This is a genomic window from Actinoallomurus liliacearum (assembly GCF_039542035.1).
Taxonomy (GTDB): domain Bacteria; phylum Actinomycetota; class Actinomycetes; order Streptosporangiales; family Streptosporangiaceae; genus Actinoallomurus; species Actinoallomurus liliacearum.
The window spans coordinates 213,278-239,327 of record NZ_BAABHJ010000032.1 but is presented as its reverse complement, the minus strand read 5'-3'; the positions used below and the strand labels follow the sequence as shown (position 1 = coordinate 239,327).

23 protein-coding genes and 1 pseudogene are annotated in these 26,050 nt (G+C 71.9%); 16 read left to right on the top strand and 8 right to left on the bottom strand.

All coding sequences use genetic code 11. The features are described 5' to 3' along the window. The first annotated feature begins 70 nt into the window (after positions 1-70). The 3 genes from ABD978_RS36305 (at position 71) to ABD978_RS36295 (ending at position 3,506) form a co-directional block, all read left to right on the top strand. The gene (locus ABD978_RS36305; RefSeq protein ID WP_345364793.1) at positions 71-1,078 is read left to right on the top strand and encodes a Gfo/Idh/MocA family protein; all 1,008 of its coding nucleotides are present in this window, start codon (positions 71-73) and stop codon (positions 1,076-1,078) included. Further along, positions 1,075-1,953: a TIM barrel protein gene (locus ABD978_RS36300; RefSeq protein WP_345364791.1), complete on the top strand. Its 879-nt coding sequence runs from the start codon at positions 1,075-1,077 to the stop codon at positions 1,951-1,953. The genes ABD978_RS36305 and ABD978_RS36300 overlap by 4 nt, the downstream gene beginning before the upstream one ends. Before the next feature lie 245 nt (positions 1,954-2,198). Then, complete coding sequence (locus ABD978_RS36295) at positions 2,199-3,506, top strand: hypothetical protein (RefSeq protein WP_345364789.1); 1,308 nt, start codon at positions 2,199-2,201, stop codon at positions 3,504-3,506. A gap of 32 nt (positions 3,507-3,538) precedes the next feature. On the opposite strand, the gene ABD978_RS36290 is transcribed toward ABD978_RS36295, so the two are convergent. Further along, entirely contained in the window at positions 3,539-5,245 is a 1,707-nt protein-coding gene (locus tag ABD978_RS36290; RefSeq protein WP_345364786.1) for an NAD-binding protein, read from the bottom strand. 158 nt (positions 5,246-5,403) lie between these two features. Between ABD978_RS36290 and ABD978_RS36285 the strand changes: the two genes are divergently transcribed. Next, a complete protein-coding gene (locus tag ABD978_RS36285; RefSeq protein ID WP_345364784.1) occupies positions 5,404-6,156 on the top strand; it encodes a hypothetical protein in 753 nt (250 codons plus the stop codon). 4 nt (positions 6,157-6,160) lie between these two features. Here the strand turns inward: ABD978_RS36285 and ABD978_RS36280 are convergent, their stop codons facing one another. Then, positions 6,161-7,075 (bottom strand): TIGR03621 family F420-dependent LLM class oxidoreductase, encoded by a 915-nt coding sequence (locus ABD978_RS36280; RefSeq protein ID WP_345364782.1) that lies wholly within the window; start codon positions 7,073-7,075, stop codon positions 6,161-6,163. 180 nt (positions 7,076-7,255) lie between these two features. Here ABD978_RS36280 and ABD978_RS36275 point away from each other — a divergent pair, with 180 nt between their 5' ends. The 4 genes from ABD978_RS36275 to ABD978_RS36260 are packed head-to-tail and all read left to right on the top strand — an operon-like array spanning position 7,256 to position 11,013. Further along, positions 7,256-8,029 (top strand): phytanoyl-CoA dioxygenase family protein, encoded by a 774-nt coding sequence (locus tag ABD978_RS36275; protein ID WP_345364780.1) that lies wholly within the window; start codon positions 7,256-7,258, stop codon positions 8,027-8,029. Position 8,030: 1 nt separating this feature from the next. Next, complete coding sequence (locus ABD978_RS36270) at positions 8,031-8,993, top strand: phosphotriesterase family protein (protein ID WP_345364778.1); 963 nt, start codon at positions 8,031-8,033, stop codon at positions 8,991-8,993. After that, complete coding sequence (locus ABD978_RS36265; protein WP_345364776.1) at positions 8,990-10,219, top strand: cytochrome P450; 1,230 nt, start codon at positions 8,990-8,992, stop codon at positions 10,217-10,219. The genes ABD978_RS36270 and ABD978_RS36265 overlap by 4 nt, the downstream gene beginning before the upstream one ends. Continuing rightward, entirely contained in the window at positions 10,216-11,013 is a 798-nt protein-coding gene (locus ABD978_RS36260; protein WP_345364774.1) for an SDR family NAD(P)-dependent oxidoreductase, read from the top strand. The genes ABD978_RS36265 and ABD978_RS36260 overlap by 4 nt, the downstream gene beginning before the upstream one ends. A 76-nt stretch (positions 11,014-11,089) precedes the next feature. Here the strand turns inward: ABD978_RS36260 and ABD978_RS36255 are convergent, their stop codons facing one another. Continuing rightward, positions 11,090-12,529: a helix-turn-helix domain-containing protein gene (locus ABD978_RS36255; protein WP_345364821.1), complete on the bottom strand. Its 1,440-nt coding sequence runs from the start codon at positions 12,527-12,529 to the stop codon at positions 11,090-11,092. Between the two features lie 742 nt (positions 12,530-13,271). On the opposite strand from ABD978_RS36255, the gene ABD978_RS36250 reads away from it, so the two are divergent. The 3 genes from ABD978_RS36250 to ABD978_RS36240 all read left to right on the top strand — a co-directional run bounded on the left by ABD978_RS36250 (position 13,272) and on the right by ABD978_RS36240 (position 16,155). Next, positions 13,272-14,486: an adenosylhomocysteinase gene (locus ABD978_RS36250; RefSeq protein WP_345364772.1), complete on the top strand. Its 1,215-nt coding sequence runs from the start codon at positions 13,272-13,274 to the stop codon at positions 14,484-14,486. Continuing rightward, positions 14,483-15,031, top strand: coding sequence for an NUDIX hydrolase (locus ABD978_RS36245; protein WP_345364770.1), 549 nt, complete (start codon positions 14,483-14,485; stop codon positions 15,029-15,031). Before ABD978_RS36250 ends, ABD978_RS36245 begins: the two co-directional genes overlap by 4 nt. A 200-nt stretch (positions 15,032-15,231) precedes the next feature. Beyond that, entirely contained in the window at positions 15,232-16,155 is a 924-nt protein-coding gene (locus ABD978_RS36240) for a ketopantoate reductase family protein (protein ID WP_345364768.1), read from the top strand. 300 nt (positions 16,156-16,455) lie between these two features. Here ABD978_RS36240 and ABD978_RS36235 read toward each other — a convergent pair whose 3' ends face one another. The 5 genes from ABD978_RS36235 to ABD978_RS36215 form a co-directional block, all read right to left on the bottom strand. Then, positions 16,456-17,139 carry a maleylpyruvate isomerase N-terminal domain-containing protein gene (locus ABD978_RS36235; protein ID WP_345364766.1) on the bottom strand — a complete coding sequence of 228 codons (684 nt, stop codon included), beginning with the start codon at positions 17,137-17,139 and terminating at the stop codon, positions 16,456-16,458. Positions 17,140-17,271: 132 nt separating this feature from the next. Beyond that, positions 17,272-18,237 (bottom strand): Gfo/Idh/MocA family protein, encoded by a 966-nt coding sequence (locus tag ABD978_RS36230; RefSeq protein WP_345364764.1) that lies wholly within the window; start codon positions 18,235-18,237, stop codon positions 17,272-17,274. A 60-nt stretch (positions 18,238-18,297) separates the two neighbouring features. Continuing rightward, complete coding sequence (locus ABD978_RS36225) at positions 18,298-19,731, bottom strand: aldehyde dehydrogenase (RefSeq protein WP_345364762.1); 1,434 nt, start codon at positions 19,729-19,731, stop codon at positions 18,298-18,300. A gap of 100 nt (positions 19,732-19,831) precedes the next feature. Then, a complete protein-coding gene (locus tag ABD978_RS36220; protein WP_345364760.1) occupies positions 19,832-20,593 on the bottom strand; it encodes an ABC transporter permease subunit in 762 nt (253 codons plus the stop codon). 23 nt (positions 20,594-20,616) lie between these two features. Beyond that, on the bottom strand, positions 20,617-21,531 hold the full coding sequence (locus tag ABD978_RS36215) for an ABC transporter ATP-binding protein (protein ID WP_345364758.1): 915 nt from the start codon (positions 21,529-21,531) through the stop codon (positions 20,617-20,619). A 168-nt stretch (positions 21,532-21,699) separates the two neighbouring features. Here ABD978_RS36215 and ABD978_RS36210 point away from each other — a divergent pair, with 168 nt between their 5' ends. The 5 genes and pseudogenes from ABD978_RS36210 to ABD978_RS36190 form a co-directional block, all read left to right on the top strand. Continuing rightward, positions 21,700-22,869, top strand: a complete 1,170-nt coding sequence (locus ABD978_RS36210; RefSeq protein ID WP_345364756.1) for a sensor histidine kinase — start codon at positions 21,700-21,702, stop codon at positions 22,867-22,869. A 64-nt stretch (positions 22,870-22,933) separates the two neighbouring features. After that, positions 22,934-23,608, top strand: a complete 675-nt coding sequence (locus ABD978_RS36205) for a response regulator (protein ID WP_345364754.1) — start codon at positions 22,934-22,936, stop codon at positions 23,606-23,608. 105 nt (positions 23,609-23,713) lie between these two features. Further along, complete coding sequence (locus tag ABD978_RS36200; protein WP_345364752.1) at positions 23,714-23,869, top strand: hypothetical protein; 156 nt, start codon at positions 23,714-23,716, stop codon at positions 23,867-23,869. Positions 23,870-24,011: 142 nt separating this feature from the next. Further along, positions 24,012-25,145: an exonuclease SbcCD subunit D gene (locus ABD978_RS36195; RefSeq protein WP_345364750.1), complete on the top strand. Its 1,134-nt coding sequence runs from the start codon at positions 24,012-24,014 to the stop codon at positions 25,143-25,145. A gap of 49 nt (positions 25,146-25,194) precedes the next feature. After that, positions 25,195-26,050 (top strand): annotated as a pseudogene (locus ABD978_RS36190) (AAA family ATPase); the annotation flags it as partial.

The window sequence follows — 26,050 nt, the reverse complement described above, 5'->3', positions numbered from 1 at the left end:
GTGGAACGTTCCAAACGCCTCCCGTCGGGTCGCGGGCGTCCTGATAGAGATCGCCGACCAGGAGGACTCTATGAGAATCGGGCTCGCCGGGGCCGGCCGCATCGGTGCCCGCCACGCAGAAACTCTCCGCGCGCTGTCCCCTGTCGACGGCTTCGTGGTGGCCGATCCGGACGGGGAACGGGCGCGCCGGCTCGCGGAGGAGTACGGCGGGTCGGTCGCCGACTCGGTCGACGCCCTGTTCGGTGAGCGGCTGGACGGCCTGGTGGTCGCCGCCGCGACGGACGCGCACGCCGAACTCGTGACCCGGGCCGTGCGGGCGGGCATCCCGACCTTCTGCGAGAAACCGGTCGCGCCGGACAGTTTTGGAACGCTCCAAGTCGTTCGTGAAGTGCGCGCGGCGGGCGTCCCCGTGCAGGTCGGATTCCAGCGCCGCTTCGACGCCGGCCACGTCGCGCTCCGGGACGCCGTCGCGGCCGGCCGCCTCGGCCGGCTGCACACCGTACGGTCCTGCACGCTCGATCCCGCGCCGCCGCCCGCCGCGTACGTCCGGGTCTCCGGCGGCATCTTCCGCGACTGCGCCGTCCACGACATCGACGCGGTCCGGTTCGTGACCGGGCGGCAGGTCGTCGAGGTCACGGCGACCGGGGCCAACAAGGGGGATGAGTACTTCGCCGCGTGCGACGACGTCGACACCTGCGCGGCCGTGCTCACCTTCGACGACGGGACCCTCGCCCTCATCACCGAGACCCGCTACAACGGCGCCGGATACGACGTCCGCTTCGAGGCGTTCGGCGCCAAGGACAGCCTCGCGGCCGGGCTGAACACCGGGACGCCGCTGACGCCGGTCGACGGCGGCCCGGCGGCCGCCACGCTGGGCGCGCTGCCCTGCCAGGGCTTCCTCGAGCGGTTCGGGCCGGCGTACGAGGCCGAGCTCGCGACCTTCCTCCGGGTCGCCGCCGGGCAGGCCGAGAGTCCGTGCCCGCCGGAGGAGGCCCTGGAGGCGTTCTACGTGGCCGAGGCGTGCGACCGGTCCCGCCGGGAGCGGCGCGCCGTGAGGATCGAGGAGGTCCGGAAGTGAGGATCGCGGGTGCGCCCATCTCCTGGGGTGTGTGCGAGGTACCGGGATGGGGTCACCAGATGCCCCCGGACCGGGTGCTGGCCGAGATGCGGGACGCGGGGCTGACCGCGACCGAGTTCGGTCCGGACGGGTTCCTGCCGGCCGACCCGGCCGAACGCGAGACGCTGCTGGCCTCCTACGGTCTGGCGGCGGTCGGCGGCTTCGTCCCGGTCGTCCTGCACGAGCCGGAGCGCGATCCGCTGCCGGAGGTGGAGCGGGCGCTGCGCGGGTTCGGTGACGCGCCGATGCTCGTGCTCGCGGCCGTCACCGGCCGGGACGGGTACGACGAGCGCCCGGTGCTGTCCGCTCGTGACTGGGCGACGCTGCTGACCAATCTCGACCGCATCGCGGCGTACGCCGCGGGGCTGGGACGCCGGACGGCCCTGCACCCGCACGTCGGCACGATCGTCGAGGGCCCGGACGAGGTCGACCGGGTCCTGGCCGGCTCCGGCGTACCCCTCTGCCTGGACACCGGGCACCTGCTGATCGGCGGCACCGACCCGCTCGCGCTGGCGCGGTCGGCCGCGGACCGCATCGCGCACGTGCACCTCAAGGACGTCGACGCGAGCGCCGCCGACCGGGTGCGCGCGGGCCGGGCCACGTACACCGAGGCCGTGCGCGACGGGCTGTACCGTCCGCTCGGCACCGGCGACGTGGACACGGCGGGGATCGTGGCGGCGCTCGACCAGGCCGGCTACCAGGGCTGGTACGTCCTCGAGCAGGACACCGTCCTGGCCGCCGAGCCGGCGCCCGGCGGCGGCCCCGTCGCCGACGTTCGCGCGGGCGTGGCCTTCCTGAACGGCTTGAAAACCGTTGCCGACGTGGGAGGACGTTAACCGGACCGACGACGGGGAATGATCGCCCGCGTCAAGATGGGCGAGCCACCCCCCGGCCCATGTTCGAGATCGGCCGGCACGGGGGTTGTGCGGTGTTCACTGGGTACGTCGGGTCGGGATCCTTCTGTTCAGGCCGCCGAGGCTCGGCCGGCGCGAAGGTCCGGTGGCCGGCCCTCGTCACGGCGGTCGCGCTGGGCTCGGCCGCCGGATGTTCCGGCGGCGGCTCCCACCACCAGCGCGGGCCGATGACCGCGGCGACGGCCCTGAAGCCCATCGCCGCCGAAGTGCAGGAGGCCGCGGCCCGGGTGTGGCCGGAGGCGGCGAAGATCTGGCCCGGCACGGTCCTCAAGGACCGGCGGGTCATCCTCGGCGAGGGCGGCCGGGCGCGGTTGGTCAGCGTGGACGGCGTGACGGACCTGAGCGCGGCCGAGCTGCGCAAAAGGAAGATCGACATCCCGCGCGGCGGCTCCTCCTACGCCACCTGGGACGGGCATCCCGCCGTCATCCTGAACGTCGCCGACCCCTCGTACAAGTCGGACTCGGCGACGTCCGGGATGCCGCTGTCCGCCACGTTGTTCGCCGCCGCGACGGACGAGCTCTTCCACGCCACGCAGCAGAGCTGGCAGGCGTGGAGGAAGAGCGGCGAGATGCTGCGCGGCACGGACGTCCCGCTGGCCGTCACGCCCCGGCTGTACCGGGCCATGGTCTACAACGACATGGTCGCCGCCTTCAACGCGCCCAAGCAGCGGAACCAGCGGCTGGCCGGCGCGGCGTACTGGTGGTCGAGGTGGCACAAGGAGTTCCCCGGTGAGGTGAAGCGGGCCGCGGTCACCGACATCGGCGACGGCGCGGCGGGCTACTTCGGCGCCATCTCGATGGCCATGGCGATGGGCGCCAAACGCGAGGACCTCCCGGCGATCCGCAAGAACGCGCAGCTCCGGCCGCTGGATGGGAGGCTCGATCCCGGGCAGATCACCCTGGACGGGGAGAGCACGGAGCTGGGCGGCGTCGCCGGCCTGCTCCTCGACGAGACCCGCAAGGACTGGAAGCGGCAGGTCACCCAGGGCCGCCAGACGCCGGTCGACCTGCTGCTCACGGGCGTGAACCCCGTCGCCGAGCCGGCGCCGGACTCGCTCCGGCAGTCCATCCAGGACATCCTCAGCAAGCTGAACACCGATCTGATCCCGCGGCTGAACCCTCTCGTCTCCGCCTACCGGGACACCGGGCACGCGCTCGTCCTCGTCCCGATGAACACGGCCGAGGGCGACCTGGACGCGGGCGGCTACTACGTCTCCCATGAGGTCCCGTACGAGATCCTCGCCCGGCTCACCGGCACGTTCCGGCTGAAGAGCGGGACGCTCCAGGCCAAGGAGGCGTCCGTGCTCGCGGGGGTGGTCGACGGCCGCTCGTACCTGATCATTCCCACCGGCGACAAGAGCACCAAGGGCCAGGTGTCGTCGAACCGGGCGCAGTTCGACGGCGGGTCCCTGACCGGCTCCTTCCAGGTGTCGCCGCGCCACGAGGGCGGCCGCGAGCAGTTCGTCGCGCGCTGAGTCGCGCGGCCGGCCAGGGGAGGTCGCGGGCGTCAGCGCGGCGACGGGACCGAGCCCAGGTCGGGCGGCCCGATCGTACGGGCGCGGATGTGGCCGATGCCCGACCGGGTCGCGAGCACGACGAGCCGGTCGCCGGGGATCAGCAGGTAGCCGTCTTGCACGTCCCAGTCGAAGCGCGGGCGGCCGCGGCGGCCGAGTGCCAGCACGCGGGCCTCGCCGGGGAGGTTCGCCTCCCGCAGCGGCCGGCCGTCGAGCTCGGAACCCTCGCCGATCGGCATGTCGGCGATCAGCATGACGCTTCGGCCGACCGGGATCGTCCCGATGACCTGGCGTTCCATCATGGCGGCGGCGAACGCCGGGGCCGCCAGGAAGGACACGCTGCGCGACACCGGGATCTTGAAGTTGCGGTGCACGCGCGCCGCCAGGTCGTCGTCGAACAGCCGGAGTACGACGCGGACGTTGTCCCGCAGGGCGCGGGCGTTCAGCCCGGCCTCGAGGTTGGCGATGTCGTCGCTCGTGACGGTGACGACGGCACGGCAGGTGCCGACCCACGCCGCGCGGAGCGTCTCCCCTCGGGTGGCGTCGCCGAACACGATCGGCAGCCCCAGACGGCGGGCCAGGGGCACGCCGACCGCGTCCTCGTCGGCCTCGACGCAGACCACCGGGACGCCGAGGTCGTGGAGCTGCGACACCACCCGGAGGCCGACCCCGCCGAGGCCGACGACCACGACGTGCCCGCTGATCGGATCGCGCAGCCGCTCGAGCGGCCCCGCGAGCCGGGCCCGGACCACCGCGTCGACGACCGCGGCGGTGATCGCGGGCACCAGCGCGAGGCCGCCGAGCGTAATGATCACCTGTGTCACCTTGGCCGCCCCGCTCAGGTCCGGGTCGGGGTTGGCGGCGCCGGCGATGTCGAGGAGGACGAGGTACAGCGAGTACGTGAAGCCGTGGCCGTCGCTGATGCTGAGCGCGGTGCTCCCCACGGTGACCAGCACCAGCAGGGCGACCGCCACCTGGAGGAGCCGCCGGCTGAGCAGCAGGCGCAGGCTCCGGGTGAGCCCGGACACCGGGCGCTGGACCACCGGGGGGCCGGAGAGGGACGTGGGCGACGTGCCGTCGGCGACCGCGAGCACCAGGTTGGCCCGTTCCTGGTCCACCGGAAGCAGGCGTGGTCTCCCGTCCGGTCTGCGGGTGTCCGCGAGCGCGCAGATGACGTTGCGGACCCGGTCGCTGCGGTGGGCGACGTAGAGGGTGCGGCCCGCCACGCGGACGTGGCTGGGCGGCAGGTCCCCGAGGGCGGCGGCCACGAACGACGGCGCGGCGACCGCGCTGTCGGACAGCACGGCGCAGTCCTTGAAGAGAGTGCGGATGCGGTTGCCCAGGGTGGTGTTCGACATCCGGACGACCAGCCGGATGTCGGGGTTGAGCTCCTGGACCCGCAGCGCCGCGTGGATGTTGCCGACCTCGCTGTTGCTCACGAGGGCGACCGCGAGCGCCGACTCGATGTGCACGGCCCGGAACGCCTCGTCGTCCAGCTCCGCCGCCTCGTGCACCCGGACGCGGGGCAGCTCGGCGATCTGCGGCCCGTGGTTGCGTCTCTTGGAGGGCACGATGACGGTGACGTCCTGCAGGTAACGCGTGGACAACTCGTCGGCCAGCCGGAAGGCGAGCGGCGTGTCACCGCAGACGATCAGGCGACCGCGAACGGGGCTCCGGAGGCGGGGGACGACGGTCGGCACGGCGTGATCATAACGGCCACGGCTCCGACGCTCTGTGTACGGACGCACGCAGCGCGGGCCCGATGACGGCGGGCTTGCCGCCGCCGGGCCGACTCTCTAATGTCCCAAGCAAGCGCTTGCCAAGAGGCGGGTGCGGGCCGGAACGACGGGAGCGGCGCATGCGGCGGGGCATCTGTCTGCTGGAAGAGGTCGAGTTCCATCCGATGAACTCACGGCGGCCGCTGGAGTACCTGCGGTGGCTCACCGAGTACAAGAAGGAGGACGAGACGCTCGAACCCGGCCGGCACGTGCTCACGAAGGGGCGGTCGATCCGCTCGCGCGACATCGACCTGGTCGGCGCCTTCTACGCCGTCGGCATCACCGGGCATCCGCAGTTCAAGGTCGTCACGCTGTGGGACTGCCACGGCGGCTGGGACGGCGGGTGGCGGCAGATGCTGGAGATCTACACCGGCGTCAAGGAGAACCTCTTCCTGTCCTCCGTCGACGACCTGCGCTTCACCGCCTACTCCCGGCCGCTCGGCGCCGCCCCGGGCGGCCCGGCCCTGGCCGACGCGACGGGCGCGGAGTTCTTCGTCCTCGAGAGCGCCCGCGTACGGCCTGGCGCGGCCCTCGACTACCTGGCGGCGGTCCGGGAGGAGCGCGTCCCCCTGCTCGCCGACCACGGCCACCGCCCCGTCGGCCTGTACGAGGTGCTGCTGTGCGACACCGAGGTCGTCACCGTCTGGGCGACCGACCTCGACTCCCACCTCGCGCTGCAGCGGTCGTACGACGCCGCGCTCGGGCTGGACGACGAGATCGACGCCGACGAACGCCTGCTCGCCTGGCGCAAGCGCGCCCGCGAGTTCCTCGACGGCACCTGGCGGGAGACGCTTCTGTCCCCGTACCCGGGCTCCCGCCTCGCGCCCGCCTGACCGGTCAGGTGCCGGCCAGGCGCTCCACGACGGGAACGAACGCGTCGAGGTCGGCCTCGTTGTGCAGGACGTAGTACGAGACGCCGAGGTCGTCGCGCCAGCGCCGGAGCGCGTCGCAGACGGCCGGCGTCCCGCCGGTGAGCACCTGCGGGGTTCCGGACTGCGCGGCGGGGTCGGCGGCGCTCCACGCCTCGGCCGTACGGCCCGGGCCGACCCGCAGCACCGACGTGCCCAGCTCGATCGCCTCGAACCGGGACCCCGCCGCCTCCCGTACGATCTCGATCTTGCGCCGGAAGGCGTCGGGGCCGCCGTCCGCGGTGTCCGGTCCGGAGCCGTCCGCGCGCACCCGCAGGGTGAGGTTGACGACGTCGGCCTCCCGGGCGGCCAGGCGCAGCATCCGCGGGCCCCCGCCGCCCAGGACCAGCGGGGGGTGCGGGCGCTGTACGGGAAGCGGCCGCTGCTCCAGCCCGCTGAGGGTGTAGTGCTCGCCGGTGAAGGAGTACGGGCCGCCGCGCCACAGCCCCTTGAGCACCTGGATCGCCTCGGCGAGGCGTGAGATCCGGGCGCCGGGCGGGTCGAGCCGTAGCCCGGCGCCCGCGTAGTCCCGGGCCATCCACCCGGTGCCGAGGCCGAACTCGAGCCGGCCGCCGGACAGCAGGTCGATCGTCGCCGCCTCCTTGGCGAGCACGGCCGGGTGCCGGAAGTCGTTGGCGAACACCAGCGTGCCGACCCGGAGCCGGGTGGTCGCGCACGCCGCGGCGGTCAGCGCGGCGATCGGCGCGAACCGGGGGCCGACGAGATGGTCGGGGACGAGGAGGACGTCGAAGCCGGAGTCCTCGAGCCGGCGGGCCTTGGCGGCCCACGCGGCGGCCGTGTCCGCGTCGCGGAGGACGGCGCCGAAACGGAACGGGCGCTTCACCCCACAAGGCTATACCAAGCGCTTGCTCGCTGCCGAGTGAGCGTCTATCGTCGCGGCAGGACGGCGTCGCGGCGTCCGTCGACCGAGCGGTTTCCGGCGATCGAGCGTGGTCGCCGGGCGGGCCGTTCGACGCGACGGGGTCCGCGGCCAGGCCCGTGGCGGCGATTCGAGGCGGTGTCGATGGCTGCACCCGTACGGGACGTGACCGAGGAAGAGGTCCGCTTCTTCCGCGCCAACGGCTGGGTGCGGCTGCCCGGCCTCGTCGGACCGGACTTCGTCGACCGGCTGCGGCAGCGCGCCCTCGACCACCTCGCCGCCCGCCGCCGGGCACCCGGCGCGGGCTTCGTCGACGAGGCGTTCGGGCAGGATCGCGACATCGCCGACCGGGACGAGGACTTCCGGGCGCTGGCGACGTCCCCGGCACTCGGCCGCGCGGCGGCGCGCCTGCTGACGGGCGTCGAGCGGGTACGGCTGCAGGTCACCAACGTGCTCGTCAAAGAACCGGGCCGGCACGGCCGGACCGTCTTCCACCAGGACTTCCCCTGGATGCCGATGGACACCTCGGCGATGCTGACCGTGTGGCTGGCGCTGTCCGACGTGCCCGCCGACATGGGCTCCCTGCGGTTCTTCACCGGGTCGCACCGGCACGGCACGCTGGGCCGCACCTTCGTCCGGGAGGGCGACGACGCGCTGACCCGCCACCCCTGGCTGCGCGACCTGGAGCTCTCCCCGTCCCTCGACCTGACGGCCGGAGACGCCACCGTGCACAGCGCGCTGACCGTCCACGGCGCGCCGCAGAACCGCCGGAACACCCCGCGCCTGTCGTTCACCGCGACCTACTTCGACGCCGCCGCGCTCTACACCGGCGCGCCGTACGGCCAGACCGACGGGCTGGGCCTGGAGGTCAACCGGCCCTTCGACCACCCGAAGTTCCCCCTCATCCCGGTGGAGTGACATGGTGCAGACCGTTCGCGGCCCGGTGGCCGACCCCGGGGCGACGCTGATGCACGAGCACATCTTCGGGCTCAGCCCGGAGATCCTCTGGAACTGGCCGGATCTCCCCGAGGGCTGGGACCTGGAGGAACGCGCCCGCGAGGCCGCGGGAAAGCTCGACGAGCTGAAGGCCGCGGGCGTCGACACGATCGTCGACCTCACCGTGGTCGGCCTCGGCCGGTACGTCCCCGCCGTCCAGCGCGTGGCCGAGCGGACCGAGCTGAACATCGTCGTCGCGACCGGCCTCTACACCTACGACGCGCTGCCGCCGTACTTCGGCAACCGCGGGCCCGGCACGCTCTTCGGCGGCCCGGACCGGCTGGCCGAGTTCTTCGTCCGCGACATCACCGACGGCATCGGCCGTACGGGCGTGCGGGCGGGCATGCTCAAGTGCGCGACCGGGCGGCAGGGCATCACCCCCGGCGTGGAGCGGGTGATGCGCGCGGTCGCCGAGGCCCACCGCGCCACGGGCGTGCCGATCACCACCCACAGCGAGTCGGCCACCCGCAACGGGCTCGACCAGCAGAAGCTCCTCGCCGCCGAGGGCGTCGACCTGGGCCGCGTCGTCATCGGCCACGCGGGCGACTCCACCGACCTCGCCTACCTGGAGGAGCTCATCGCGAACGGCTCGTATCTCGGCATGGACCGGTTCGGCATCGAGTTCACCTCGTTCGAGGACCGGGTCGCGACCGTCGCCGCGCTGTGCGAGCGCGGGCACGCCGGCCGGATGGTGCTGTCCCACGACTCGTACTGCTTCAACGACCGCTTCGACCCCGACGTCGTACGGCGCCGGCACCCGAACTACCACCTGCTGCACATCTCCCGGGACGTGCTCCCCGCCCTGCGCGAGCGCGGCGTCACCGAGGAGCAGATCCACCAGATGCTGGTCGACAACCCCCGGCGCGTCCTGAGAGGCGGATCGTGAGCGGACCCGAGACGGCGACCGACTTCGACGTCACCGCGGACTGGCACGTCGCCGATCCGTACCCCTTCCTGACCCGCCTGCGCCACGAGCGGCCGGTGTTCTGGAGCGACCACCTGCGCATGTGGGTGCTCACCCGCTACACCGACGTACGGGACGCCTACCGCGACCACCGCCGGTTCTCCTCCATCGGTTCGCTCACCATCTCCCGTACGCTCACCGACGAGGTCAAGGAGTCGCTCGGCGAGCACCGGTCGTTCCTCGACAACTTCGCCGCCAACGTCGACCCGCCGCAGCACACCCGCATCCGCCGGGCCATCTCCCGCGCGTTCACCCCGCGCGCCGTCGAGCGGCTCGGGGACGCGTTCGCCACCCAGGTCGACGCGGTCCTGGACGCCGTCGAGCCCCAGGGGCACGCCGACCTCGTCGCGGACCTCGCGCATCCGCCGTCGGCGCGGCTGACGGCGGCGTTCATCGGCGTGCCGCCCGAGGACGAGCACCAGGTCAAGCAGTGGGTGTACTCCTGGTTCCAGCTGTTCCTGTCCCCGCAGCCGCCCGCCCGCCAGCGCGAACTCGCCCAGGACTTCCTGAAGTACCTCGACTACGTCGACCGTCTCGTCACCGAACGCCGTGCCGAACCCCGCGACGACTTCGCCGGCCTCATGGCGGAGCTCATCGACACCGGTCCCGGCGGCCTGTCGCACCGGGAGGTCGTCGAGACCATCAGCGCGCTGCTGCTCGGCGGCAACGACACCGTCCCGAACAGCCTCGGCAACGCCGTCCACCGCATGCAGCGGGACCGCGCGTCCTGGGCGGCCGTCGTCGCCGACCCCGCGCTCATCCCCAACCTGATCGAGGAGACGCTGCGCATCGACGGCGCCAGCCTCGGCAGCTTCCGCCGCACCACCGAGGACGTCACCCTGCACGGCGTCAGGATCCCGGCGGGCGCGGAGGTGTTCCTGCACGCCGACTCCGCGGGCCACGACGAGACGGTGTTCCCCGACCCCGAGCGGTTCGACATCCGCCGCCCGAACGCCCGCGACCACATGGTCTTCGGCTACGGCATCCACCACTGCGTCGGCGCCGCGCTCGCCCGCCTCGAACTCCGCATCGCCCTCGAGCGCATCACCGCCCGGCTGCCCGGCCTGCGCCTCGTCCCGGACCAGGACGTCGCCTACCGCAAGAGCCTGGTCGGCCGCGGCATCCCCACCCTCCTGGTCGAGTGGTGAGGTTCACGGACCGCGTCGCGCTCGTCACGGGCGGCGGGTCGGGCATCGGCCGCGCCGTCGCGGTGCGACTCGCGGCCGAGGGCGCGCGGGTGGCGGTCGCCGACATCCGGTACGACACCGCGCGCGAGACGGCCGAGATCCTGCGGAGGACGGGGGCCACGGCCCTCGCCCTGGCGGCGGACGTCGGCGACGAGGAGGCCGTACGCCGGATGGTCGCCGACACCGTACGGGAGTTCGGGCGCCTCGACGTGCTGCACAACAACGCCGCCGCGCTCGGTCGCGACGTCTACGGTCGCGACCTGGACCTCACCGCCATGGACGTCGAGGTGTGGGACCGGACGCTCGCGGTGAGCCTGCGCGGGGCGATGCTCGGCTGCAAGCACGCCGTGCCGGCGATGCGGACCGGCGGCGCGATCGTCAACACGTCGTCGGTGTCGGGCCTGCTCGGTGACACGGACCACGCGGCGTACGGCTCCGCCAAGGCCGCCCTGACCTCGCTCACGCGCTACGTCGCGACCATGTACGGCGACCGGGGCATCCGCTGCAACGCCGTCGCCCCCGGCCTCGTCCTGACCGACGTCGCCCGCGCCGTGATGACGCCCGAACGGCTGGCCGAGAAGGCCGCCGAACGGGTCCTGCCGTACGCGGCCGAACCCGCGGACGTCGCGGCGCTGGTCGCCTTCCTCGCCTCCGACGAGGCCCGCTGCATCACCGGCCAGACCATCGTCATCGACAGCGGCACCACCACCCACCGCCCCGAACACGCCATCCGCCAAGCCCAGTCAAGCCTTTAGCGACACGGCTCCCGGCCATTCCCGGGGCGTGTCCGGTGTGTTTGGCGGGATTCGCTCGCTGAGGGACCCGACTCGGTCAGATCGGGGCGTTGACGCGGGATGCGAACTCCCGCAGGCCGGGTGCGGTGGAGCGCCGGGTATTGGCGACCAGGGCCTGGACGAGAGTGCGTACGACGGGCAACGAGCGGGTTTCTTCCGGCGCGGCCCGTTCGGCCGCCAGCAGGGCTCGATAGCAGTCCTCATATTTGCCCCACAGGGCGAACGCGCGGGCGACGTCAACCCAGTAACGGGCTCGTCTTTCGACGGTCGGCAGCTCGGCGGGACGGACATGGCGGGCGTGGTCGATCGCAGTTCCGGCATCACCGAGGACAAGGGCGGAACTGACCCGATAGAGGCGAACCCCTGGAGCGCCGAATCCCATCCAGTTGTCGCGGGCTTCGCCGGTGAGGCGGTCGGCGGCTGCGGCGGCCTCGTCCAGGAGCTGTCTACTGCCGGCGCGGTCGCCGGATTTGGCGGCGGAATAGCCCGCCGTGGACAGCAATAGTCCGCGTTGGGACAGGTGAAGCCGATCGATCTTCTGGCCGGGGCTATCGGCTATCTGCAGCTGCTGAGCGGCATCGATGGCTAGGTCACGGGCCTTGTCATGGCGCCCGGCAGCGCGGGTGAGGATACACAGGTTCCTGGTCGCTTCAGCGAAGGTCAGGACGTCGTCACCGTTCTTGGCGGCAGTGCGGGCGCGGTCGCCGCTGATCCAGGCAACGTGATCCTCATCCAGTTTGATCAGCATTCGGGTGGTCACGTTGTAGGTATGGGCCAGGATCGCGGTGGCCTCCCGGCGATCGCCATCGTCAGCGTGATCGTGCGTCGCCTCGGCCGCGGCGACCAAGCGGGGTAGCCGGTCGGCCAGCTTCGCGTATTGGCAGGCTTGAAAGTCACGGACGACACCGGACAGGATGCCGCGCAGCGTCGGCAGCGGTGCAGGAGCGACAGTTGAGCGCGGGCCGAGCAGCACGTCTTCGATGCGGGCGACGAGTAGCGCACCGGGATCATTGGCGTCCGCCGCACGAGCGGCCGACGCGGCGACCAGCTTCGGCGTGATGGCGGTCGCACCGGCGGCCACCGCAAGCTTGGCCAGGAGTTGACGCCGTTGCACCGGGTCTTCACCGCCCTCGTCGACATCACCAGAATCACCGCCCACGCTAACGGGCCGGGGGGTGACCGGTACGGCGGTCGTGGTGATGACGGCGTTTCGCGGTCGTTCGTCGGCGGCAAGGCCGAGGACTTCCGGCGGGATCGCCAGAAGTTCGGCCAGCAGTTTCAGGATGCCGGTGTCGGTGAGCGGCTGGCGTCCGGTCTCGAGCCGGGAGATCGTTGAGGCCGAGACGTGTAATGCGCTCCCGAGTTCGCTCTGGGTCAGAGCGTGGGCGCGGCGGACCAGCCGCACCACTGTGCCCAGGTCCCCGGCTGCCTGGGCTGCGGTCATCTGCGGCGAATTCCACACCGGATGCTGCGACATGTCCACCTGCTGATCACCACGCTTTCCTCACTCAGAGTAAGTGGGCAGTTCGGCATGTGCACCCCGATTCGCATCTTCTGCAAACGGGCGTGCGTCATGCGGGCAGCCGGTTCCCCCAACGGTGGGTGGTGGGTTCACATGGCGAACAGGAAGCCGACTCACGCTCGGCGGCAAGCGTCAGGACACCCGAACGAGGAACAACGAATGATGAACGGAAAAAGCCACAGCCGGGATATGCACCGGCTGGTCGAACTGTGCCGGGAGCTGGCGAAGCTGGACCTACACGTGGGGGTCAGCGACGCGCGGCCGGCGCTGTCGGCTCGCGGCGACCTCACCGACCGGAAGGTATGGGTCGAGATCGACGCCGGGTCGTTCGTGTGGCGGCGGGACGACCTGGCGCGGCACCCGGTGGACGACCCGGTCGGCGCGGCGGCATGCCTGGCCGACTACCTCAAGAACCGCGACACCGAATCCGGCCATCGGCCAAGAGGGCGGATCAGGCCCTGCAGCGCGCTCCCGCCACGACCCACCTGCCCGGTGGCCAGGCGGGGACGACGACGGCCGATCCGGTCATCGTGCTTCGGCGACGGTTCCCCGGCCTGGTGTTCTGGTACGGCATCCGTACGCGCTCGTGGTGGGCGTTGGCGTGGGTCGCGCAAGAGTGGCGGCTGGTCGAGGCCATGGACGCCGACGAGCTGACCCAGGCGGTCCTGGCGGCGGCGACCTGGCCGTATCCAGCAGCGTGGCGACCGGCCGTCACTTCGAAGCGTACGGGCGAGGAGAGTTCCTTGGGGATATCGGACAAGCGGCGGGGGAACGCATGACCGCGCTGGAGGACTTCGAACTGTTGCGAGTAGATGCGTTCTTCCGCAAGATCACCAATCGTTACCGGATGCCCGAGCCGGTGTCCGCACTCGTGATCAGCCACCTGCTCGGGGAACGGCCCGCATTCCTGCGGGCGGTCGGGCGGCTGGCCGAGATCGCCGCCGTCCTGCCCAAGCCGAAGTCGATCGACGCGCGGGCACTGGAGGAGGTCGCGGCTTTCTTGCCGGTGGACGGTCTGGAGCGTGCAGCATTCGCCGACCCGATCCGTGCGCTGGAGTATCTGGAGTCGCGAGCGGCGGGGCGGCGGATCGCGCTGCTGGATGTCGGGGGATACTTCGCGCCTGCCCTAGAGCACGTGTGCGCTAACTTCTCCGGCCAGATCGTCGGAGTGGTGGAGGACACCGAGAACGGACACCAGCGGTACGCGGCGCTGGGCAAGCTGCCGTGTCCGGTGTTCAGCGTCGCCCGCTCACCGCTCAAGGACCCAGAGGACTACCTCGTCGGACAGTCGGTCACCTTTTCCGCCGAGGCGCTGATCCGGACGCGGGGCGACATCCTGCAGGGCCGCCCGGCGGCCGTCATCGGGTACGGGAAGCTGGGCCGGTCGGTGGCGGCGATGCTCCACGCCAAGCACGTCGGCGTGACCGTCTACGATTCCGACCCCATCCGGCGGACACAAGCCCTCTCTCAAGGGTTCCGCACCACCTCCACCCTGGCTCAGGCCATCGCGGGGGCCGGAGTGATCGTGTGCGCCACCGGGAACCTGGCGCTGCGCGAAGACGACTTCGCCAGAATCCCCAACGGCGCGTACATCGCCAGCGTGACCAGCAGCGATGACGAACTGGAACTGGGAGCCCTAGACGGGCTGTACGAGCGGACCCCGACCGAGGAACACATCACCCGATACACCCGAACCGGGCACTACTTCTACCTTCTGGCCGACGGGAATGCCGTCAACTTCCTCCACGGCGCGAGCGTCGGTGCTTTCATCTTCCTCGTGCAGGCCGAGATCCTGGCCGCGCTCGGGTCCCTGGCCGCCGCCGCCCACGAACCCGGACTACACGAACTGGACGCGACCGAACGCAGCCTGATCGCGGCCACCTGGCTGCACTACTTCGATGGGACACAATGAGCATCGGCACCGAGGAGATCCGTTCCACCCTGGCCCGTTACCTGGACCGCAACCCCGACGAGGCCGACCATCTTCGGCCCCTGTCCGAGGCTGTGGAGGCCGGAGCCGAGCTGACCTCACGCAAGGAGTTCAACGGCGGGCACGTCACGTGCGGGGCCGTCGTGATCGACCAGGACGGGCGCCTGCTGCTGATTCAGCACAAGGCACTCGGGCGCTGGCTACTTCCAGGAGGCCATCTGGAACCGGGGGATCTCAACCTGCCGGGTGCGGCCCTGCGGGAGCTGGAAGAGGAGACCGGCATCTCCTGGCACGATGCGGTAGCCGAGTCCGGCCACGACGTGACCCTGGTGGACATCGACCTGCACACCATCCCGGCCAACCCGGCCAAGGGCGAGCCCGAACACTGGCACGCCGACTTCCGCTGGCTGCTTCAGGTGAACGAGCCGAAGGTCGTGCTCCAGGCCGAAGAGGTCGATGGCTATGCCTGGCGACCCTGCACCGACGCCCCGACCTCAAAGCTGGGCGCGAAGCTCGCAACCCTGTGATCTCCGACAGCGTTGTAGGCGCATCCGTCTAGGGCGCGTATCGAGTCGTGATCGTTGGGTGGTCTGTGCGTATCGAGTGCACGCCGCGTCTGCGCGTTCTGGTCCACACCCCCGGGTCGCACGCGTGGCGCGCGCCTCTGCGAAGATCGCCCTGAAGGCGGCCACCGATCACCGGGGCCGACCTACGAGAGGACGACTTCATGACGCTCATGACGAGCAAGCCCACGGTGGCCATTCTGGGTCCGGGCGGCATCGGCGGTCTGCTGGCCGCCCTGCTGTCCCGCTCCGGCCACCGCGTCATCTGCCTGGCCCGCGAAGCCACGGCACACACCTTGAGCACCGGCGGGATCGAGGTACGCAGCCGCCAGTTCGGCGACTTCACCGCGGCAGTGGAAGCGCATACCGAACTGCGAGAGCCGGTCGACGCGTGTCTGATCACCGTCAAGCAGACCGCTCTGGACAGCGCGCTCACCCGCGTCCCGCCCGCGGTCCTCGGCGACGCCCTCGTCGTACCGTTGCTGAACGGCGTCGAACACCCCGCGCCTCTCCGGGCTCGCTACCAGCCTGACCGGGTGGCCCCTGGAGTGATCCGCGTGGAGTCCACCCGCCTTGCCTCCGGCGGCACCGGGCCCGTCGTGATCGAGCACGGCAGCCCGTTCGTCGAGATCGACCTGGCCGCCGGCACGGCACCCCGCTCCCACGTCGAAACCCTGGCGGCCGCCCTGTCCGCCGCAGGGGTGACAGCCCGCGTGACCGAGGACGAGACCACCGCCCTGTGGGCGAAAATGGCCTTCCTCGCCCCCTTCGCCCTCCTCACTACCCGGTACGGCGCTCCCCTCGGAGAGGTCCGCACCCGCCACCACGAGGAGCTGGAGAGCCTGGTCGCCGAAACCGCCGCGGTCAGCCGCGCCTGCGGCGCGCCGGCGGACCCCGCTCAGGCCCTGGCGCGCTACGACGCCTTCCCGGCCGATGCCAAGTCCTCCATGCAGCGCGACGCGGAGGCGGGCCGGCCGCTGGAACTCGATGCCATCGGCGGAGCGCTGCTGCGCGCGGCGGATCGGCATGGTGTGCTCGTGCCGGTGACGGCCCGACTGGTACGGGAACTGCAGGCCGCAGGCCACTAGGACACACATCGAACCGTGATCGATCTGCGGGATCGGCCCTCGCGAGAGGGATTGGTCCGGTGGGTCATCGTGGATGACGCACGCGCAACTGACGGACGTGGAGTGGGAGATTGCGCCGAACCTGCCGATCGGCAGGTTCGGCCCACACCCCTATTCGTGGTTCCGGGCCGTCCGCTGACGGTGGTCCACGGGCGGGGATCGGTCATTCGCGTTCGGCCGCGCGCCACCGGGCTCGACCTCGGCGGAGTCTCCGTAATCGATTGAGGTGCCGACGGTCCGCCGGGGCCGGGTCTGAGGCTCTCAGCCGAGGGCCAGCCAGCGGATGCCCGCGCGCTCGACCTCGGCGGTCTCCTCGTCGGTCATCGGCTCCCGGCCGGTGGCCTTGCGCAGGAACGTCGCCTGGTCCCAGCCGAGGCGGCGCACTTCCTCGAGTCCGCGCGGGCCAAGGAGCAACCGGGTGAGCATACGGCCGGCGGACTCGGTCAGCCAGGGCCGGCGCTCGATGGCGGCGGCGAGGTCCAGGCCGTGCACGGCTACCTCGACCACGCGGGTGACCAGGAAGTCGGTCAGCAGCATCGGATCACCGTGACGCGTGCGGACCACCCGATCGTCAGGCTCCTTCTCGCACAGGCGGGCCGCCGTCCTCCATACCTCGTCGAACTCCTGGACGAGGTCCTTTCCGCCGGGCGCCTGTGCCGCGCGTTCGCGGGCCAGTTCGATACGCCGATTGTTCGTCTCAGGTGAGAAACGAGCATCGCCCCGGTAGTAGTCGGCGGCCGAGACCGTCGCCTGCGGCGGGGCATCCCCGTCCAGCATTCCCGGCAGCCAGTCGATGGCGACCATCATGTGACCGAGCAGTTCCCGTACGTTCCACGGATCACACGCCGTCGGCCGCGACCACTCGTCCTCCCCCAGAAAGCGCATCGCCGCCGAAAGCTGCTCCGCCTCCGCGTTGAAGGCCTCCATCACCTGATCACGTCGCATTCGCCGAACGCTACCTGGATCAGCCTTCGGTGTGAGCGTCCCCTCGACGGTGATGTCGATCATCGGCGGTGAGGAAGCCTGGTCGAAGCCCCTCGGCCACCAGCTCATCTGTCAGGTGCCCCTTGCTGAGATTCATGTCGCGGGGGTGAAGCGGGCGGCGATGTGGTCGAGGGTGCGGGCGATGGCGACGGTCTCGTCGAGGGGCAGGACGGCGGACTCGGTGCGGCCGTCGGCGAGGCAGCGGGCGACCTCCTCGGCCTGGTAGGTGTAGCCGTGGCCGGGCAGGTCGGCGGTGAACGTCTCCGGCTCCGCGTCCTTGCGGTGCAGGGTCATGGCGGACGGCCGCCAGGCCGGTGACGCGACCTCGACGCGGCCGGTGGTGCCGACGATGGTCGCGGTCTGCGGCGAGTCGCCGAGCAGGCCGCAGTGCAGGAGCGCCACCGCGCCGGAGGCGTAGCCGAGCAGGATGCCGGTGTTGGCGTCAACGCCGGTGGGCGCGCTCGTCGCGACCGCCTGCACGCTGTCGGGCTCGCCGAGCAGCATCCACGCGAAGGACACCGGGTAGACGCCGAGGTCGAGCAGGGCGCCGCCGGCGAGTTCGGGCGCCCAGAGCCGGTGCTCCGGGTCGTAGTCCGCGGCGAAGGAGAAGTCGGCGTAGACCGCCTTGACGTCGCCGATCGCGCCGTCGGCGATCAGCTCGCGCAGCCGGGTGACGATCGGGTTGAACCGCGTCCACATCGCCTCCATGGCGAACAGGCCGCGGTCGCGGGCGAGGGCGACCAGCGCCTCCGCGTCCGCCGCCCTCGTCGTGAACGGCTTCTCGACCAGGACTCCGCGCCCGGCCTCCAGGCAGACGCGGGCCGCGTCGTAGTGGCCGCTGTGCGGGGTGGCGACGTACACGACGTCGACCTGGTCGTCGGCCGCCAGTTCGGCGTAGGACCCGTACGCGCTCGCGATGCCGTACCGGTCGGCGAACGCCTGGGCGGTCCGCGGGGCCCGGGAGCCCACGGCCGCCACCTTGTGGCCCAGCAGGAGCAGGTCCTCGGTGAACGTGCGCGCGATGCCCCCGGTCCCGAGGATTCCCCACCGAATCGTCATGGCCGGGATCGTACGGGCCGGGGCCGGCGGGGGGAATGCCGGCCCCGGGGCTTCTCCGGGTCAGCCCATCCGGGCGATGGACTTGTACTCCAGGTAGGCGGCCAGGCCCTCGGGGCCCAGTTCGCGGCCGACGCCGCTGCCCTTGTAGCCGCCGAAGGGCGACGACGCCTCGATCATGTACATGTTCACGCCGTACGTCCCGGTGCGGACCTGACGGGCGATCTCCAGCCCGCGGTCATCGTCGGCCGTCCACACCGTGCCGGCCAGGCCGTACTCGCTGTCGTTGGCGATCCGCACCGCGTCGGCATCGTCCTCGTACGGGATCACCGACAGCACCGGGCCGAAGATCTCCTCGCGGGCGACGCGCATGTCGTTCGTGACGCCGGCGAAGACGGTCGGCGTGACGTACCAGCCGCGGTCGTACGGTCGGCCGGAGCCGCCGAGCACGACCTTGGCGCCCTCCTCCTGTCCGATCCGGATGTAGCCCTCGACGCGTTCCTGCTGGCGCTTGGCGACGAGCGGGCCGATCTCGGTGGCGGGGTCGGCCGGGTCGCCGACCTTCATCCCGCGCACGGTCTCGGCGAGCGCGTCGACGACCTCGTCGTAGCGGTTCCGGGAGGCGAGAATCCGGGTCTGGGCGACGCACGCCTGGCCGTTGTTCATCAGCGACGCCATCTTGAGCCAGCCCATCGTCGCGGCGAGGTCGGCGTCGTCGAGGATGATCGCCGCGGACTTGCCGCCGAGCTCGAGCGTGCAGCGTTTGAGCTGCTCGCCGCAGATCGCGCCGATCTTCCGGCCGGCCGCCGTCGATCCGGTGAAGGCCACCTTGTCGACGCCCGGGTGGCGGACGAGGTGCTCGCCGGTCTCCCGCCCGGCGGCGACGATGCTGACGACGCCCTCGGGCACGCCGGCCTCGGTCAGCAGCTCGGCGAGGACGTATCCGTCCAGCGGCGTCTCGGGCGCCGGCTTGATCACGATGGTGCAGCCGGCGATCAGCGCCGGGGCGAGCTTGAGCGCGATGATGAACTGCGGGACGTTCCACGGCACGATCGCGGCCACCACGCCGACCGGCTCGCGGCGGACCGTGACCGGCCCCATCAGCCCGGCGCGCTCCTCCTCCCAGGCGATCTCCTTGCCGAGCGCGGCGAAGTAGCCGTAGACGGCCTGGGCCTGCCCGGTCTGGCCGAGCTGGGAGAACGAGATCGGGCAGCCCATCTCGGCGGTGATCAGCTCGGACAGGTCGCCGAGGCGCTGGGCGTACAGCTCGGTGAGGCGGCCGACGACGGCGGCACGCTCGGCCGGCGCCATGCGCGGCCAGGGCCCGTGGTCGAAGGCCTCCCGGGCCGCAGCGACGGCCCGGTCCATGTCCTCCGGGGTCGCCTCGGGCACCCGCCCGATCACTTCTTCGGTGTGCGGGGAGACGACGTCGATGGTGCCGGTGCCGGCGGGCGCGACCCACTCGCCGCCGATGTAGAGCCGATCGTGTTCACGCATGCCGTACCTCCGGAGGCGGGAGGAGCTTTGACCGAGTGCTTGCTTGGTATCTTCTCCATCCCGTCGCCCCCTGTCCAGCGTGGCATGCCTCACGACGAGGTCAGGCGTCGCGGCGGCGTAGGACGAGGTACCCGCCGACGCAGGCGGCCGTGGCCCAGATCGCGAGGATGCCCAGCGCCGTCCACGGTCCGAAGTCGCGATGGGAGATGTACGACCGATCCGGCCGCACCGCCTGCATCATCACCTGCCCGGCCTGATCGGGGAGGAACTGCGCGACCGTCCGGACCTTGGGGATGTTGCCGAGCCCCTGGGAGTCGAGGAACAGCAACGGGATCATGATCCCCAGAGACAGCGCCGTACTGCGCAGCATGGTCGCCACGCCGACCGCGAAGGCGCACAGCAGCGTCAGGTAGACGCACGCGAAGGCGACCGCGCGCGGCACTCCCGGCTCGCCGAGGGTGGTGCCGTGCGGGCCGAGCGCGGCCTGTGTCGTGAAGAACGTCACGAGGACGGTGACCAAGGAGAACGCCAAGGCCGGCAGTGTCGCGGCCAGCACCTTGGCGCCGTAGAACACGCCCCGGTCCGGCACCGCCGCCAGCGAGGCCCGGATCGTGCCGCTGGTGTACTCGGTGGCGACGCACAGCACGCCGAAGACGACCAGCGGGATCTGGCCCAGCGTCAGACTGTAGAGACCGGTCGTGACGGGGTCGAAGTTGGCGCGTGCCCGCTGGTCCATCCGGTCGAAGCCGTGGCGAATGGTGAGGCAGAAGAGGACACCGAGCCCCACACTGAGGATGAAGGTCAGCGCGAGGGTCCAGGCCGTGGACCGAACGGTGCGGACCTTGATCAGTTCAGCGCTCACAGCCGCTCGCGCGAAGACCGTGTTCACCACTGCGGACCTCCGGCCCGATAGTCGACGACATCCCCGGTGAGCCGCATGAACGCCTCCTCCAGCGAGGCGGTCTGCATCGCGACCTCGTGCACGATCAGTCCCTTGGCGGCGGCGATCTCACCGATCGTCGCGGGCTCGGTCCCGTCCGCCTCGAGCGTGCCGTCCGCGACCTGGGTCACGGTGATGCCGGCCGCGGCGATCGCGTTCCGCATCCGCTCCGGCTCGGGCGTCCTGACCCGTACGAACGAGCGGGTGTGGGCGGTGACGAACTCGGCCACGGTGGTGTCGGCGAGCAACCGGCCGCGGCCGATCACGACGAGGTGTTCCGCGGTCAGCGCCATCTCACCCATGAGATGACTGGAGACGAGAACCGTTCTGCCCTCGGCCGCCAGCGCCTTCAGCAGATTCCGGATCCAGACGATGCCCTCGGGGTCCAGCCCGTTGAGCGGTTCGTCGAAGAGCAGGATCGGCGGGTCGCCGAGCAGCGCCGCGGCGATGCCGAGTCGCTGGGACATGCCGAGGGAGAATCCCCTGACCCGCTTCCGGGCGACGCCCTCCAGCCCGACCATCGCCAGGACCTCACGGACCCGCGTCTCCGGGATCCGGTTGCTCCGTGCCAGCCACCGCAGGTGGTCCTGTGCCCGGCGACCGCGGTGCACGGCCGTGGCCTCGAGCAGCGCCCCGACCCGCCGCAGTGGCTCGGTCAGCCGTTCGTAGGGCCGCCCGTCGATGAGAACCCGGCCCTCGGCCGGGCGATCGAGGCCCAGCATCATCCGCATCGTGGTGGACTTCCCGGCGCCGTTCGGTCCGAGGAAGCCGGTCACCTGGCCCGGCCGGACCGTGAAGGACAACCGGTCGACGGCGACCGTGCCGCCGTATCTCTTGGTGAGGTTCCGCACTTCGATCACGGTCTCGACGCTCCCGTACGGCGGGCCGCCGGCGCTTCGGAGCGGCGGTGGAATCGCGGCCTCCGCCCGGGCGCGTACGGCGGCTCGCGGAGCGCGGTCCACTCCGACCAGGGGATGAGGGACTCGGGTCGGAGGCGGGGGCGAACGAGGGCCGGTACGGTTCGGACGGTGCGCGAACCCGATCCGGTCTTCACCCGGCGGCTCGGCCGGGGCCGGTTGATCGCCCTCGATGCCGTGGCCGCCGTCGGATCGACCCTCGTCCTGCTCGGCGTCGCCCTCGCCCGGCCGGTGGACCTGCCGATGTGGGCGACCTGCCTGCTCGTCGGGGCGGTCGGGGTGCCCGTCGCCGTACGGCGCCTGTGGCCGCTGCCCGTCTTCGGGATCGTGTTCGCGGCGTCGGTGGCGGCGATGCTCGCCGGCGTCGGCTGGAACCCGCTGCTCGTCGCGGCCTTCGCGTTGTACATGGTCGCGCTGACCGAGCGTCGCCATCCCAGGGAGCCCACGCTCGTCATCGCGGGGATCAGCGTCTTCGGCGTGCTCCTGGCCACCCTCGCCGGGCAGCGTGGCGGCTCGGGGGCCACCGACTTCGTCCTCATCGGCCCGCCGGTGCTCGGCGGGGCGTGGACGATCGGCCGGGCCGTGCGCGAACGCCGCGCGTACGCCGCACGGGCGGCCGAGCAACTCGCCGACCGGGCCGTGACCGAGGAGCGCCTGCGGATCGCGCGGGAGCTGCACGACGTGGTGTCCCACACCCTCAGCCTGATCGGGGTGAAGGCCGGGGTCGCGGGCTACGTCCTCGAGTCGCGCGCCGCGGGGGACGCGGCCGCCGGCGGCGAGGTACGCGAGGCGCTGCGCGTCATCGAGACGACGAGCCGTGACGCGCTCGGCGAGATGCGCACCATGCTCGGCATGCTGCGCTCCGACGACGCGTCACCTGACCTGCGGCCGGCTCCCGACCTCGCCGCGCTGACCGAGCTGTGCGAACGCGCCGCGACCGCCGGCGTCCGCGTCGAGCTGGCGGTGCACGGCGTGGCGGGGCTGCCCGAGGGGATGGGGCGCTCGGTGTACCGGATCGTGCAGGAGGCGGTGACGAACGTGGTCCGGCACGCGGCCCCGGCGCGCTGCCGGGTCGTCGTGGCGGGCGACGCGAAGGAAGTACGGATCCGGGTGACCGACGACGGGCCGGGGAACCGGATGCCCCCGGAACCCGGGCACGGCATCATCGGGATGCGGGAACGCGCCCACCTGTACGGCGGAACGCTGACGGCCGGGCCGCGCCCCGAGGGCGGGTTCGAGGTGTCCGCCCGCCTGCCCCGTACTGCCCCGGAGGATCCATGACCGAGCGAAGCGAGGGAATCAGGAAGCACAGCACCTTGGTCATGGGGCCGACGAAGGAGGTCCCGTGACCGCACCCGTCCGCGTCCTGGTCGCCGACGACCAGGCGCTGCTGCGCGGAAGTTTCCGTGTCCTTGTCGACACCGTCCCGGACCTGCTCACGGTCGGCGAGGCGGGCACCGGGACGGAGGCGGTCGAGCTCGCCGTCCGCGAGCGCCCGGACGTGGTGCTGATGGACGTCCGCATGCCGGAGATGGACGGCATCGAGGCGACCCGGCGCATCTGCGGTCCGGACGGACCGCCCGGCGTCCGGGTGCTGATCCTCACGACGTTCGACCTGGACGAGTACGTGCACGCGGCGCTGCGCGCGGGGGCCAGCGGGTTCCTGCTGAAGAACACCCCGCCCGCCGACCTGCTCGCCGGGATCCGGGTCATCGCCTCCGGCGAGGCGCTGCTCGCGCCGGCCGTGACCCGGCGGCTGATCGCGGAGTTCGCCCGCCGGCCCCTGCCCGCCCGGCAGCCCGCACGGGAGCTGGAAGGGCTGACGGGCCGGGAGCGCGAGGTGCTCACCCTCATCGCCCGGGGCCTGTCCAACGGCGAGATCGCCGATCATCTGTACCTGAGCCCGGCGACCGTGAAGACGCACGTGGGGAACCTTCTCGCCAAGCTCGCCGCCCGCGACCGCGCCCAGCTCGTCATGGTCGCCTACGAGACCGGGCTGGTCACTCCGACACCCCGCTGACGAGCCTCGCCGACACGCCACCCCAGTGACCGGTAAAACAGGTGTGACGTGCGATAATAGGGGTACCTCGCTTCCGCCAACCATCTTCTGTCAGTGGATATCGCCATGCCTAAGTTCCGTCGCGTTGTACACCGCTTCGTCAATCGCCGCACCGTCCAGTCCCTCCTGCTCATGGAGAGCCTGGAGCAGTGGGAGCGGCTCGCCACCCCGGAGGAGCGGGCCCAGCTGCTCGCCAAGTCCGACCTGGGGAAGGCGGCCTGACACGGCAGCACCCATAGAGCGGAGACCCTCGGCGAGTCCCTCGCCGGGGGTCTTCCGCGTCCAGCGGGATGTTCCTCACTAAAGGGACCGGATGCGGCGTGTGAGGTCCGTGTTGTCGGCGGGGCCTGTTAGCTTGCCGGGCATGCCCCGCCTCCTGCACACCTCCGACTGGCACCTCGGCCGGTTCTTTCACCGCGAGGACATGCTCGGCGCGCAGGCGGCGTTCGTCGACCACCTCGTCGAGACGGTCCGGTCCGAGGGAGTCGACTGCGTGCTCGTGTCCGGCGACCTGTACGACCGGGCGCTGCCGCCGGTCGACGCGGTCGACCTGTGCGACGAGGCGCTGCGGCGGCTCCTGGCCGAGAAGGTCCGGGTCGTGCTGATCAGCGGCAACCACGACTCCGCGCGGCGGCTCGGCTTCGGCGCCGACCTGATGGACGCCTCCGGCGTGCACCTGCGCACCGACCCGGAGACGGTCGGCCGGCCGGTCCTCCTCGACGACGGCACCGCGATCTACGGCATCCCCTACCTCGAGCCCGAGGTCGTCCGTGGCCGGTGGGAGCTCGCCGAGCGCGGCCACACCGCCGCGCTGACCGAGGCGATGCGCCGGATCCGCGCCGACCTGGCGGGGCGCGGCGGCCGGTCGGTGGTCCTGGCGCACGCGTTCGTCACCGGGGGAGCGGCGAGCGACAGCGAGCGCGACATCGCGATCGGCGGAGTGGCGAACGTCCCGGTGAGCGTCTTCGACGGCGTGGACTACACCGCCCTCGGCCACCTGCACCGCGCCCAGCCGCTGACCGAGACCGTGCGCTACTCCGGCTCGCCGCTTGCCTACTCCTTCTCCGAGGAGAACCACGCCAAGGGCACCTGGCTGGTCGACCTCGGCGAGACGGTGCACGCCGAGTTCGTCGAGGCGCCGGTGCCCCGCCGGATCAAGCGGCTCGAGGGCCGCATCGACGACCTGCTCACCGCCGAGAACCTCGCCGCGTACGAGGACCACTGGCTGCAGGTCACGCTCACCGACGCTCAGCATCCCGTGGGCGCCATGGACCGGTTGCGGCGGCGGTTCCCGCACGTCCTCGCGCTGGCCTTCGAGCCGGAGCGGAGCGCGGACACCGGCGAGCGGACCTGGGCGGAGCGGGTCAAGGGCCGCTCCGAGACCGAGATCGCCTGCGACTTCGTCACCGAGGTGCGCGGCGCGGCGCCGGACGAGGCCGAGCGCGCGCTGCTGCACGAGGCGTTCGAGCACTACCGGCGCGAGGAGGCGGCCCGGTGAGACTCCACGACGGTGCCCGCCCGGTGAGATCCCGCGGGGAGACGGTCCGATGAGACTCCACCACCTCACGATCACCGCGTTCGGGCCGTTCGCCGGCACCGAGCGGATCGACTTCGACGCGCTGTCCGACGCGGGGCTGTTCCTCATCAACGGCCCGACCGGCGCGGGCAAGACGAGCGTGCTCGACGCGGTCTGCTTCGCGCTGTACGGCAAGGTGCCCAGCGTCCGCAACGACGCGAAGAACCTCCGCAGCCACCACGCGCCGCCCGACCGCTCGCCCGAGGTCGCCTGCGAGGTGACGATCCGCGGCCGCAGGTTCCGGATCACACGGTCGCCCCGGTGGGACCGGCCGAAGCTGCGCGGCACCGGCACCACGGAGGAGAAGGCCAAGGTCCTCCTCCAGGAGTGGCGCGCCGGTGAGTGGGCGGCCCTGTCGACCCGGTTCGACGAGGCCGGCCAGAAGATCGGGGATCTGCTCGGCATGAACGCCGAGCAGTTCTGCCAGGTGGTGCTGCTGCCGCAGGGCGACTTCGCGGCGTTCCTGCGCGCCGACGCCGAGAAGCGGCGCGCGGTCCTGGAGCGGCTGTTCGCCGCCGAGATCTTCACCGACGTCGAGAAGTGGCTGCGCGACAGGCGCCAGGAGACCGGGCGCGCGGCCGAGGCCCTGCGCACCGCCGCCGGGTCCACCGCGGACCGCGCGGCCGAGGCGGCTGGCGCCGAGCGGCCCGACCTCGACCCCGACGCGCTCGCCGCCTGGGCGGTCGAGCTGTCCGCCCACATGGACGACGCCCGTGCGGCCGCCGAGGACCGGGTCGCAGCCGCGGTGAGGGTCCTGTCGGCGGCACGGGCTGCCGCAGAACGGGGCCGTGCCGCCGCCGACCGGCGGGCGCAACGCGCCGCCGCCG